Here is a 12683-nt window from a genome sequence, read left to right as displayed (position 1 = left end):
GATATTCCCTAATCCCAAAATTATTTATAAATGAGTGATTTCATTTTCACTTCAGAATCCGTTACTGAAGGTCATCCTGACAAAATATGTGATCAAATTAGTGACGCTGTTTTAGATGCTTTATTGACTGAAGATCCAGAAAGCAGAGTTGCATGCGAAACTGTTGTTAATACGGGTCTTTGTTTACTTACTGGAGAAATAACTTCAAAAGCAAAAGTCGATTATATAAAACTTGTTAGAAATGTAATTAAAGAAATTGGATATGAAGGCTATAGAGCAGGTGGGTTTGACGCAAATAGTTGTGCTGTTTTAGTAGCACTTGACGAGCAATCGCCGGATATTTCTCAAGGAGTAAACGAAGCAGATGATGTTAACGATGATTTGGAAGATAATACTGGAGCTGGTGATCAAGGCATAATGTTCGGCTATGCATGCGATGAGACGCCTGAATTAATGCCCTTACCGATTAGCTTGGCACATAGATTAGCCATCCAACTTGCCAAAGTGAGGCATGAAGAAGTCCTTAATTATCTACTACCAGATGGTAAAACTCAAGTAAGCATTGATTACGAAAAAGGTTTACCAGTCTCAATTAACACGATTTTAATTTCCACTCAACATAATCCTGAGATTGATGGAATAACAAATGAAGAAGAAATTCGTCAAAGAATAAAAAAAGATTTATGGACGCATGTTGTAATTCCTGCTACTGAAGATTTAGAAATCAAACCAAACATTAGCAATACAAGATTTCTAGTAAACCCCACGGGAAAATTTGTCGTAGGGGGGCCTCAAGGGGATGCGGGGCTAACTGGCAGAAAAATTATTGTAGATACTTATGGTGGATATGCAAGACACGGAGGAGGGGCATTTTCTGGTAAAGATCCCACAAAAGTAGATAGATCAGCTGCTTATGCAGCACGTTATGTAGCTAAAAGCATAGTTAAGGCAAAATTGGCAAAAAAAGCAGAAGTGCAATTAAGTTATGCAATTGGAGTAGCAAAACCAATTTCTATTCTCGTGGAAACTTTTGATACAGGTCTTATTTCACAAGCTAATTTGACTGATCTAATCAAAGAGCACTTTGATTTAAGACCAGCAGCTATAATAAAAGAATTTAACTTAAGAAATCTACCAAAAAAAATGGGAGGTAAATTTTTTAGAAAGACTGCATCCTATGGACATTTTGGCAGAAGAGATCTTGAGCTCCCTTGGGAAAATGTAGAAGAAAAAGCAGCCCAATTAGCCGAGGCTTCCAAAATCTTTTTATAGATATTATTTCTATGCCTGATAATTTTTATGGAGGGTTAGATTTTGGAACTAGTGGTGCAAGAATATCAATAATTAATCTTCATAAGAAATTAGTATATTCAAATTCAGTCCCTTATTCATACAGCTTTAAAAATCCAAATTCTTGGATCAATTCTTGTGAAAATCTCTTAGTCAATTTACCTATTGAGGTAAAAATTAACCTTAATAAATTGGCTATCTCAGGCACCTCAGGGACTTTAATAGCATCAAATTTGAAAGGAGAGCCGATGGGAGAAGCAATATCTTATGACCAAGCATGTAATGAACATATGGTCCTTCTTGAATCATTAACTTCTGGAGAAGATTATCTCCGAACTCCATACAGTAGTCTTGCTAAAGCATTAAAACTAATAGATAAATATGGGACAAATATACTTTTAAGACATCAATCTGATTGGATCACTGGTTGGTTTTTAAAAGATTGGAAATATGGAGAAGAAGGTAATAATCTAAAACTAGGATGGGATCTAAAAAAAGAATCATGGCCAAAAAGCTATCGCAATACTTCATGGCACAAATGCCTACCTCAAATAATAAAAAGTGGGGAAATTATTGGACAAGTGAATATTGATTTTGCAGAAAGATTTAACTTGAATAAGAAATTAATATTAATCTCAGGCACCACTGACTCTAATGCAAGTGTAATAGCTGCAGGTTTAGGTAAAGAAGATGGTCTCGCAGTTTTAGGAACAACTATTGTAGTTAAGAAAATTATTGATAACCCAATAAAAAAACAAGGAATTACAAACCACAAAGTAAACGGCGATTGGATATGTGGAGGGGCATCAAATGCAGGATGTGGTATCTTGTCTCAGTTCTTCTCAGATTTAGAAATAAAGGAGCTCAGTCGACAAATAAATCCATCGAAAAACACTTCTTTGAATCTTTTACCCCTCAATAGTAAAGGTGAGAGATTTCCTGTTAATAATTCTAATTTAGAACCTATACTAGGTCCAAGACCAGTAAGCGACTCACTTTATTTACATGCATTATTCGAGGGGCTAGCCAAGATCGAATTGAAAGGATGGGAAAAACTAGGTGAACTAACAGGTTCACTTCCAAAAAAAATTATTACTGTTGGTGGAGGTTCAAAAAACCCTCAGTGGAGAAAAATAAGAGAAAAAATTATAAATATACCAATAGTTTCATGCAATAAAACCACTTCTTTTGGTACTGCATTATTAGCGATTAATTCAAGGTAATAATTTTTGGATATTTGATAAAGATATAAAATTTTTAATGAAAAGGGTTTCACAAACTACACATCTTAATTTAGAGTATATAGGTTAGAGCCGGGATAGCTCAGTTGGTAGAGCAGGCGACTGAAAATCGCCGTGTCCCCAGTTCAAATCTGGGTCCTGGCACCTTTAAAACCCTGTCTTTGACAGGGTTTTATACTTTCAAGAAATAGTGGGTTCGTAAATTTTTCATAATTTAATTTTTATAATTGAAAATTTTTTAGTTTTCAACTCTGCAGACTTGACCAATAACACCCAAAATGAGTTTATCTCCATTTGGATCTTGCCAATCAGCTAAATCATTGAAATTACTATTTACTTCATCTATAGAGACATCAACATCTCTAAATGATTTTTCAAAACAATTTATATCCATTGTATAGAGAATATCCTTTGTAATTTCACTTTTTGTTTTGGGAATAAATTTACTCAATACTCTTACAGAACCATCCTCATTTCTTTTAATACTTTGTTTATCCCATAACTGCTCTCCATATTGACTTTTAGGGACTCCAACCCATTCATGAGGCAAAGCTTCTGATTGTTTTATTGGAATAAATATGGAAACGATTATCGAAAGGACTAAATTAATTATATTTCTTAAAAATATTGAATTAACTTTATTCTTAGAATTAATCATGACTACTTATGGAATACAAATATTTTTTATTAGTAGGAAATATAAGATTAAAAATTTGTAAAAATTTTTATTGATTAGTATTTCTATTATAGATAGAATCAAACATTAAATTAAGAATTTAATTCCAATAAATTTATTTGAAAAATAATGAATAAAATACAGAAATTTCTCTCAGTAGTTTTTTTTATAGCAATATTTGTAGTATTGATTTATTTAATCCAAAATTATGGGATTGAACCTCTAAGGAACAAAATAGAAAGTATGGGGATTTGGGCTCCTTTTGGAATATTCATACTCAGAGGAGTAAGTATTATTTTACCTGCCCTTCCAAGTTCAGCTTATTCTCTGCTAGCTGGTTCATTACTAGGATTTCAAAAAGGTTACATGACAATAATCTTTTCTGATATCGTTTTTTGCCAAGCTGCTTTCTTTATCGCGAGAAATTATGGTCGCGTTCCTGTACGTAATTTAGTAGGCCCGAAAGCAATGCAAAAGATTGAAAGTTTTAATCAAAACCAGCTAGAAGAAAATTTCTTTCTTATGACAGGTCTACTAATGACTGGCCTTTTTGATTTTCTAAGCTACGCAATTGGTATTGGAGGAACTCGCTGGAAAATATTTACTCCTGCATTATTAATAAGTCTTCTAATCAGTGACTCTATACTTGTAGCAGTAGGAGCTGGAGTTAGCCAGGGAGCAGGATTATTTCTAGGTATTGCTCTATTGGGAATGTTTGCTTTAGCGACTATTTCAGGATTGGCAAAAAATAAAATGCCTAAATAACAAAACAATTGATAATTCTGTAATCAAAGACGAAAGATATGACATTTTCGCAAACAATAACTATATAAATAATGATTCATGCAAGAATGGATATCGATTAATTCTTAAAGTTATTAGATGACTCCATTCAGACCAACTTCATATGATCGTCCTGGAGAACAAATATCAACTACTCCTTCTGGATTAAAAGTAACTTCTGCAAAGAGATTAATGGTGGATTCAATGGTAAGAATGATACAAAAAGCAGAAAATCATTCCGTAGAAGATAAACTTGACGAAGAATCTAACAATAATTAATCAATTCATTGATAAAAGTATAGGAGAGTGGAAATCAATTAGAAGTACTCACACTTTAGCTTTTCAGGAATTTGAAAACTCAACTAGTAAAATATACATAAAACATATCAACAAAAAAAATAAAAAAGTCGTTGAAATTTTTAAAAATTATAAATTCAGTTTAAACCTTGAGAGTATAGCCATTTCTATAAACTGGCAAGCTATTAGTGATTGGGAAGAAGATAATATGAATGAGGGAGATGAAACTATTCTGATTTTTTTACCCAAAGATGAAAATTCAGGAATTGTTTTAAGAAATAAAGGTTATACAGAATCCTTTATTTCATCATCCAATTATTTTGTTGATGAACAAAATAATTTACACATTAAAACTATTTATAAATCAACAGTTTCCGAAGAAAGAATTTCCTTTTTATCCACTCATATAAGATCCAGATTTTCTACTATTAGAAATCTGGAAAATAACTCAGTTATACAGACTTCACATACTTCAGAGATAAGAAATTTAGCTAGTTTAAAAGATTAATTATCCTTTCAAATTGAAACTCTGTTTCAGATATTAATTTAGGAAGAAAGCCTTTGTTACCATGCATATTATTAACTGTTGAATTCAAATCAGAGATAGTTGCATCTCGCATTAATTGAAAAACCCTTCTTGCATTTCTTAAAGGTACCCCAAGAGCAAGATAAGTATTTTTAAGATCCTTCAAACAACTTTTTTCTAAAACTGATTCGTCATTAGAAATTAAAAGATAAGCAACAATCCTTAGGATTATTTCTCCATCTCTTAAACAAACGGACATCTTGTTAGTTGTATTTAAAGATATTTTTGAATTAAGTGAATCTTGATTTTCGCAAATCATTGCTGTTACAGCGTCTGCTGCGATTGCATGTGAATTATTGGTTATTGAGGTTATTGCATCTAATCTTGAGTTTGCACTATTAATAAATTCTTTTATATTGCTTAAATCATTTAATTTCTTATCGGCTGACAATAGTTGATTATTCTTTGAAACTGACATTCCTAAAGTAAAAATTTAAAGACCGATCTTAAGAATAATACAAAGCTAGCAAAAACAATACAATTTCAAACTTAACGCAACGCTTCTTAATTAATAACTTCATTCCAAAGTGATAGTTGAAATAATTCAAATAAAAAATTTTTTTCCGCTAATATAAAACTACATTTTTAATAAAGTTTTGGATCAACAGGATTTAAAATTATCAAAGAAGCTTATTTCCTCATATAAAAAGAGATTGGAAAAAGAAATTCTAGATAGAAGTATGAAATTAAAGATGCCTCAAAATAAATTTGAAGAAATAATTAATAACAATAATGAACTTTTAAATTTAAAAAAAGCGTTAGAAGATCTAGAAACGGAATCTGAATCTCATAGTAAAGTCTGATTTTTGAAAAACCCTTCCAAAAGTGCCTCAAACCAACAATTTCCTTTTTAAGTCCCTAAACAATCAACAACTTCAAGCAGTAAAACATGTTTATGGACCACTACTAGTTGTAGCAGGTGCAGGTAGCGGGAAAACTAAAGCTCTTACACACAGAATTGCAAATCTTATTGAGGGTAATTCTATAGATCCCTATAACATTCTCGCAGTCACTTTCACTAACAAAGCTGCTAAAGAAATGAAAGCAAGATTAGAGGTTCTTCTAGCCCAAGAATTAGCTTTTAATCAATTTGGTCAGCCTTGGACAACTCTCAAAGAAATTGATCAAAATCAATTAAGAACAAACGTTCACCAAGAGAGGCTTCAGAACCTTTGGATCGGTACTTTCCATTCCTTATTTTCAAGACTTCTGAGATACGATATTGAAAAATATACTGATCCAGAAGGCCTAAAATGGACAAGACAATTTTCAATTTATGATGAAACAGATTCTCAAACATTAGTAAAAGAAATTATCAGTCAAGATATGAATCTTGACCCAAAAAGATATGATCCCAAAAAGATTAAAAGATTAATAAGTAATGCTAAAAATCAATGCTTAACTTCTAATGATCTTTTAGAAAAAGCAGATAATAATTTTGATAAAACAGTTGCAGAAGCCTACAAGAGATATAGGATTTCGCTCTCAAAAAATAATTCTTTAGACTTTGATGATCTTCTACTTTTGCCTGTTTTCTTATTAAGGCAAAATGATATAGTAAGAGATTACTGGCACAAAAGATTTAAACATATTTTAGTTGACGAATATCAAGATACAAATAGAACACAATATGAACTTATAAAATTAATTACGGCTGGAAATACTGAACCAAAAAAATTCTTCAATTGGGAAGATCGGTCAATTTTTGTAGTTGGGGATGCTGATCAAAGTATTTATAGTTTCAGAGCAGCTGACTTCAGAATTTTAATTGGTTTTCAAGAAGATTTTAAAACTTCAATCAACGATGATACAAAATCATCTTTAATTAAATTAGAAGAAAATTATAGGTCATCTTCCAATATCCTTGATGCTGCAAACTCACTAATTGAAAACAACTCTGAAAGAATTGACAAAGTTTTAAAGGCTACTAAAGAAAAAGGGGAACTTTTAACGTTACTCAGCTGTGATGATGAAATTTCCGAGGCAGAAGCAATTACCAATAAAATAAAATCACTCAATAACCATAATCAAAACCCAATTTGGAAAAATTTTGCAATTTTATATCGAACCAGAGCTCAGTCGAGAGTATTAGAAGAATCTCTTGTAAGGTGGCGCATTCCTTATACAATTTTTGGAGGATTGCGTTTTTATGATAGGAGAGAAATTAAAGATGCAATAGCATATTTGAAAGTTCTGGTTAATTCTTCAGATAACGTTAGTCTTTTACGAATCATAAATGTTCCTAGAAGAGGGATTGGTAAAACTACTATTCAAAAACTTAATGAACTATCTAATAGGTTAAATATCCCATTATGGGAGGTTCTTAATGATAAACAAAGTCTTGAAGAAACAATAGGCCGATCATCAAAAGGAATTAATAAATTTACTGAAATTATGAATGATCTACTGTGTTACCTAGAAAATTCAGGTCCCGCTCAACTACTACAACTTATATTAGAAAAAAGTGGTTATTTAAGTGACTTGCTCTCTAGTGGGACAGAAGAATCTGAAGATAGAAGAAATAATTTACAAGAACTAATTAATGCAGCTACTCAATATGAAGAAGAAACAGAAAGTGGAGATGTAGAGGGATTTCTTTCTACAGCAGCCTTAACAACTGATAATGATACGAAGAAAAATAATCCTAACTCTGTAACTCTCATGACTCTGCATAATAGTAAAGGTTTAGAATTTCAAAATGTTTTTATCACTGGGCTAGAACAAGGTCTCTTCCCTAGCCATAGATCTATAGATACTCCCTCACTTCTTGAAGAGGAAAGAAGATTATGCTATGTAGGTATTACTAGAGCTAAAGAAAGAGTTTTCTTAAGTCATGCCAGAGAAAGAAGATTATGGGGTGGCATGCGTGAAGCAACAATTCCTTCAATATTTCTTTCGGAAATACCTGAAGATTTAATGGATGGCGAATTACCACAAACTGGTGGTGCTTCAATTAGAAGAGATTGGCATCTTGATCGTTTAACTAGAGTTGATCGAAACAATCCAAATGAATTTGTTAACAAACCAATAAATGCAGTAAGGAAATTATATTCAGGTCCCAGTAAAGGGAAAAGCTGGATAGTTGGCGATAAGCTAATTCACTCAAAGTTTGGGAAAGGTGAAATCATACATATTTTTGGGAGTGGGGAAAAAATATCTTTAGCAGTAAAATTTGGTGATAAAGGAAGTAAAATTCTAGATCCAAGATTAGCTCCAATTCGTTATGTAAGTTAAAACTCATGAACGATATCTCTGATTACATCCAAGGGGAATTAATCAAAACTCCATTTAATCTATATAACCTAATTGCAAAATACATAGAATCTAATAACAATACTAAAGTAGCTTTTGTTGGCGGTTATTTAAGAGATTTATTAATTAGTAAATTCCACAAAAAATCGTTTTCTAAACCTGTAGATATTGATCTTGTTATTGAAGGATCCTCTATTTCTCTTGCAAAATTTATAAAAAAAAATATTGTAAATGTAGATTTATGTTTAATTAAGGAATTTAATTTATACAATACCGTAGAAATAAATATTAATGACTATAAAATTGATATCGCTTCTGCAAGAAAAGAAATTTATTCTGCTCCAGGCTTAAATCCCAGAGTAAATAAAAGTACTATTGAGGAGGATCTTAAGAGGAGAGATTTTACTATAAATTCAATAGCCTTTGAGGTCTCGACAAGGAAAATCTATGATCTTTATGGTGGAATTTCTGATATAAAAAGTAAAAAATTGAACTTACTTCACAATAATAGTATTTCAGATGATCCAAGTAGATTAATTAGATGTGCAAAATATGCTTCAAGGTTAGATTTCAATATTTCAAATAATTCTCTCAAACAATCTCAAGAAACAGTTAGGCAATGGCCATGGAAAAGTTCAAAAACTGAACAGAAAATGATTTACCCTCCTGCACTAGGCATACGAATAAGGATGGAACTAGCTGAAATTTGCAAACACGATAATTTGACTAATGTAATTTCGATAATTCATAAATGGGAAATTATCTCAATCTTAAATGAAAATATTAAAGTCGATAAAAGATTTTTAAGAGGACTCAATTGGATTAAGAAGTTAAAGGGAAATCATATGCTTTACTTATTAAAAGATTCAAAAGATTTAGAAAAAGCATGTCAGAGATTTTTGGTAAATAATAGTGAGATAAAAATATTAGAAGATTATTTAGATATCAAAATGATATTAAATACAAAACAAAAAAATTTCAATCATTTTTCTCCATCAAGTTGGACAGAATTTATTGAAGACAGAAACCTTAATGATGAGACAGTCAAATTATTAATTTGTGATGGAGGACCATACTGGCGTAAATTGTTTAAGTGGTTATTTATTTACAAATTCATAAAATCAAAAAAAGATGGAGAAACATTAAAAAAAGAAGGATGGGATCCAGGGAAGGAGATGGGAAAGGAAATCAAAAGATTAAGATATTTGGAAATTGACAAATTAAATAGAAATTAATTACATTTTTACAACTTCTCCAACCTTGTACCATTTATCCTTTAGAACATTTTCATATTTACGATTGCAACTAATCAACAAGGGTCCGCATGTTTGAGGATCTAATAGTAATGATATTCTCTCGTTAAAAGTCTCTTGATCTAATAAATTTACGTTTAAAAAATTAATTATTCTTTTTTGCTTATTTACTTTATAAATTTTGTCAAAAATTTCTTTATTAGATTCAAACAAAGTACTTTTAACATCTTTTCTTATTAAATCAAATACTCCAGGATAAGCTTTAAATGCAAATAAATCTAATAAAACTTTTAGTGGCTCAAGATTATTGCTTTGCCTATATAAATTAGATGATTCAACCATTTCTTTAAGATGTCCAATAAATCCATATCCAGTAATGTCAGTGGCAGCATTGATTAATGATCCTTTAAATTGATTTTGAAAATGATAAATTTCATCAATCAAATATTGCTGGCTCTTTATTAAATTATTAATTATTTCAGAAGAACTACCTAGCATATTAATATTTTGCATTTGACCGGCAAAGTAAATCCCAACGCCTAGAGGTCTAGACATCATGAGAATATCTCCAATATTCATTCCAGATTTAAGCCATGGTTTTGCTCCATTTTTTAAAATACCTTGAACTGTTAAAGAAATATCTATTCCTAATGAATAGGGTTTATTTACTAAACTTCTTGCCTCGAAAGTATGGCCTCCAAGTAATTCACCTCCATGATCCTCAACTGTTGATTTAATACCTTGAAGTGATTGCGAAAAGAGATAACTTTGAAATTCCCTTTCAACTTTTGGCAATGAAATTAAAGCCTGCGCAGATGATAGTTTTGCTCCGCATGCCCACAAATCTGAGCAAGCATGCAAAGTAGTAATTTTTGCATTAAGCCAAGGATCACTTACCAAAGCAGGAAATCCATCTACACTTTGCAAGATAATATCTTGACCATTTTGATATATCTCAACTGAATCTTCAGGTGATAAGGCAAAAGAATTTAACTTAGAGTTTATTAATGATTTATTCAAAACAAACTGAGGAATTTTAGCTGCACATCCTCTGCAATCATTCAATGAAATATCTTTTTCACTACTTTTCATAATTAGCCTTTTTGATCTGAACTTTTGAATAAAGTTGAGATCAATTTTGTGCTTTAAAATCCAAAAAATAAAAGAAGGGCCGAAAACAAAATTGCGATAAATAGCAAAAGCCTTTGGATGATGGCTTGGAAATATATTTACTATTTGCAATCCGATCTTTTGAGGGAACCACTTTTTTAATGGTCTCCCTTCTATATTTTTTTTTAGATTTTGTACTAATGTATTTACAACTTTTACTGCAAAAACTCCCGATGCTGGTCTTTTTGCTGAACCTACAACTGCGCAATCACCGACAGCAAAGATTCCAGAGAAACTTTTTATCTGTAAATTCTGATTTGTAATTATTCTGCCATAAGAATCCGAATCTAATAATTTTTTTTGTGCCCATAATGGAGATGTATTTCCAGTACATAAAAGAATCTTGCCATAATCAAAATTAAGTTTTTCAACTAGATCAATATTGGAATTCCGTAAACTTTTTAGAATTGTATTATTAATTTTTCTTGAATCACATAATAGTTTTAAAGGTCTATCTCCCCATCTTTTTCTCAAAGCATAAGATACTTCAATTGCAGCAAGGCCACTCCCAACAATTACAAATGGAAGTTCATTAACTGAATCAAAAATGTCCTCTTTTAGTATTGAGTCATAAGCCCTTAAAAAAGGTTTAATTGAAAAAGCATTTCGATTTTTAACTAGTGATTCAAATTCTTTTGGAATTATTGTTTGACTTCCATAATTAAGCACCAATTTCGAATAATTAACTGAAGGTCTATTACTTAAAACAATTTTCTTAAAATTAAAATCAATATCCTTTACTTCTTCTTCTATAAAAGATACTTTTGCATTTTTTGCTAAAGATTTTATATCAATTAAACTATCTTCTAAAGTGATTGATTTTGAAATCACCGATGGGAATATCGCCGAATAAACCAAATGAGAATCTCTAGATATAATTGAAACAGGAATTTCTGGCATTAATTTCGGACACATTAACCATTTCTTCAACAAAGAAACATTTGAGTGTCCCCCTCCAATTAGTACCAGATGATTAAAAGTCATTTACATCACTATGAATAAAGAACATTTATTACCAATTGAAAAATCAAGATTAGGAGTGATTGGTGGAAGTGGATTTTATTCAATGGATAAAATAGAGTACTTAAGAGAACTAGAAATCAATACTCCCTATGGTAAACCTTCTGATTCAATAAAAGTATATAATCTTGGAAACCTAGAGATAGCATTCATTCCTAGACATGGCAGAACACATAGTTTAAATCCTTCTGAAATCCCTTACAAAGCTAATATTTGGGCTCTAAGATCAATAGGAGTAAGATGGATTATTGCTCCCTCAGCAGTTGGTTCATTACAAGAACAGATAAGGCCACTTGATATGGTGGTTCCAGATCAATTTATAGACCGGACAAAAAATAGACCTGCAACCTTCTTTAACGAGGGAGCTGTTGCTCACGTAACGATGGGGGATCCCTTCTGCACAAATTTATCACGTATATTAAGTGAAATCGGAGAAAAAAATATTCCAGGCGGTAGACAATTGCATAGAGGGGGTACCTATCTAGCAATGGAAGGTCCCGCTTTCTCAACTAGAGCAGAATCTAATTTATATAGGAGTTGGGGATGTTCAATAATTGGAATGACGAACCACACAGAGGCAAGATTAGCTAAAGAAGCTGAAATAGCTTACTCATCCTTATCTATGGTTACTGATTATGATTGCTGGCATCAAACTCATCAAGAAGTTTCTGTAGAGATGGTTTTGGATAATCTTAGATCAAATACTGAAGTGGCTAATAAAATAATATTTGAAGTAGCTAAATTAATTGAAAAAGAAAGACCAAAAAGCAAGTCTCATTTTTCATTAAAAGATGGATTGATAACCCAAAAAGAAAATATCCCTAGCTCTACAAAAGAGAAACTAAGGATATTTACTGATTCTTATTAGGCTTATTTGATATAAGTGATTATCAGGTCAAGGTAAGGATTTATTAGCCTCCAGCTCCAACGCCTTGGTATGAGCCATAGAAGAATATTCCTAAAACGAAGATAACTGCAATTCCACCTGCCGTAGCAACAAGCCATAGAGGAAGAGTTCCTTCAGTCCATCTTCTTTCCCATGCAACTGCTGGTCTACCGTCGGGAAGTCTATCTGGAATTCTTCCATCAGGTCCTTTTAATTTACTCATAGTTTT

General features: G+C 31.5%; 13 protein-coding genes and 1 tRNA gene. 10 read left to right on the top strand and 4 right to left on the bottom strand.

What is annotated here, in order from left to right; all coding sequences use genetic code 11:
• The first annotated feature begins 30 nt into the window (after nucleotides 1-30).
• The 3 genes from metK to HA152_RS01625 all read left to right on the top strand — a co-directional run bounded on the left by metK (nucleotide 31) and on the right by HA152_RS01625 (nucleotide 2675).
• Nucleotides 31-1272 (top strand): methionine adenosyltransferase, encoded by a 1242-nt coding sequence (gene metK / locus HA152_RS01635; RefSeq protein ID WP_209132906.1) that lies wholly within the window; start codon nucleotides 31-33, stop codon nucleotides 1270-1272.
• 11 nt (nucleotides 1273-1283) lie between these two features.
• Nucleotides 1284-2513, top strand: a complete 1230-nt coding sequence (locus HA152_RS01630; protein WP_209132904.1) for an FGGY-family carbohydrate kinase — start codon at nucleotides 1284-1286, stop codon at nucleotides 2511-2513.
• An 89-nt stretch (nucleotides 2514-2602) separates the two neighbouring features.
• Nucleotides 2603-2675 (top strand) — tRNA-Phe (locus HA152_RS01625).
• Nucleotides 2676-2769: 94 nt separating this feature from the next.
• On the opposite strand, the gene HA152_RS01620 is transcribed toward HA152_RS01625, so the two are convergent.
• Complete coding sequence (locus HA152_RS01620; RefSeq protein ID WP_209132902.1) at nucleotides 2770-3189, bottom strand: hypothetical protein; 420 nt, start codon at nucleotides 3187-3189, stop codon at nucleotides 2770-2772.
• A 147-nt stretch (nucleotides 3190-3336) separates the two neighbouring features.
• Here HA152_RS01620 and HA152_RS01615 point away from each other — a divergent pair, with 147 nt between their 5' ends.
• The 3 genes from HA152_RS01615 to HA152_RS01605 all read left to right on the top strand — a co-directional run bounded on the left by HA152_RS01615 (nucleotide 3337) and on the right by HA152_RS01605 (nucleotide 4795).
• Nucleotides 3337-3972, top strand: a complete 636-nt coding sequence (locus HA152_RS01615; protein WP_025880420.1) for a TVP38/TMEM64 family protein — start codon at nucleotides 3337-3339, stop codon at nucleotides 3970-3972.
• 117 nt (nucleotides 3973-4089) lie between these two features.
• The gene (locus tag HA152_RS01610; RefSeq protein WP_011375871.1) at nucleotides 4090-4269 is read left to right on the top strand and encodes a hypothetical protein; all 180 of its coding nucleotides are present in this window, start codon (nucleotides 4090-4092) and stop codon (nucleotides 4267-4269) included.
• The gene (locus HA152_RS01605; protein WP_209132900.1) at nucleotides 4244-4795 is read left to right on the top strand and encodes a phycobiliprotein lyase; all 552 of its coding nucleotides are present in this window, start codon (nucleotides 4244-4246) and stop codon (nucleotides 4793-4795) included. Before HA152_RS01610 ends, HA152_RS01605 begins: the two co-directional genes overlap by 26 nt.
• Here HA152_RS01605 and HA152_RS01600 read toward each other — a convergent pair.
• Complete coding sequence (locus tag HA152_RS01600; protein WP_209132898.1) at nucleotides 4779-5291, bottom strand: R-phycoerythrin subunit beta; 513 nt, start codon at nucleotides 5289-5291, stop codon at nucleotides 4779-4781. The genes HA152_RS01605 and HA152_RS01600 overlap by 17 nt on opposite strands.
• A 235-nt stretch (nucleotides 5292-5526) precedes the next feature.
• Here HA152_RS01600 and HA152_RS01595 point away from each other — a divergent pair, with 235 nt between their 5' ends.
• The 3 genes from HA152_RS01595 to HA152_RS01585 are packed head-to-tail and all read left to right on the top strand — an operon-like array spanning nucleotide 5527 to nucleotide 9360.
• Nucleotides 5527-5676: a hypothetical protein gene (locus HA152_RS01595; RefSeq protein WP_306822604.1), complete on the top strand. Its 150-nt coding sequence runs from the start codon at nucleotides 5527-5529 to the stop codon at nucleotides 5674-5676.
• A 22-nt stretch (nucleotides 5677-5698) separates the two neighbouring features.
• Nucleotides 5699-8107: a UvrD-helicase domain-containing protein gene (locus HA152_RS01590; protein ID WP_209132893.1), complete on the top strand. Its 2409-nt coding sequence runs from the start codon at nucleotides 5699-5701 to the stop codon at nucleotides 8105-8107.
• A gap of 5 nt (nucleotides 8108-8112) precedes the next feature.
• Nucleotides 8113-9360, top strand: a complete 1248-nt coding sequence (locus HA152_RS01585; RefSeq protein ID WP_209132891.1) for a CCA tRNA nucleotidyltransferase — start codon at nucleotides 8113-8115, stop codon at nucleotides 9358-9360.
• Here HA152_RS01585 and selD read toward each other — a convergent pair whose 3' ends face one another.
• Complete coding sequence (gene selD / locus HA152_RS01580) at nucleotides 9361-11532, bottom strand: selenide, water dikinase SelD (protein ID WP_209132888.1); 2172 nt, start codon at nucleotides 11530-11532, stop codon at nucleotides 9361-9363.
• A gap of 10 nt (nucleotides 11533-11542) precedes the next feature.
• Between selD and mtnP the strand changes: the two genes are divergently transcribed.
• Entirely contained in the window at nucleotides 11543-12436 is an 894-nt protein-coding gene (mtnP, locus tag HA152_RS01575; RefSeq protein ID WP_209132886.1) for an S-methyl-5'-thioadenosine phosphorylase, read from the top strand.
• A gap of 43 nt (nucleotides 12437-12479) precedes the next feature.
• Here mtnP and HA152_RS01570 read toward each other — a convergent pair whose 3' ends face one another.
• Entirely contained in the window at nucleotides 12480-12677 is a 198-nt protein-coding gene (locus HA152_RS01570) for a photosystem II reaction center protein J (RefSeq protein WP_011375864.1), read from the bottom strand.
• Between the last annotated feature and the right edge of the window lie 6 nt (nucleotides 12678-12683).

Source organism: Prochlorococcus marinus XMU1412 (assembly GCF_017696315.1).
In the GTDB taxonomy this organism is placed as follows: Bacteria; Cyanobacteriota; Cyanobacteriia; order PCC-6307; family Cyanobiaceae; genus Prochlorococcus_A; species Prochlorococcus_A marinus_AF.
Note: the sequence above shows the minus strand (reverse complement) of the source record. Positions and strands in the feature narration are given on the sequence as shown.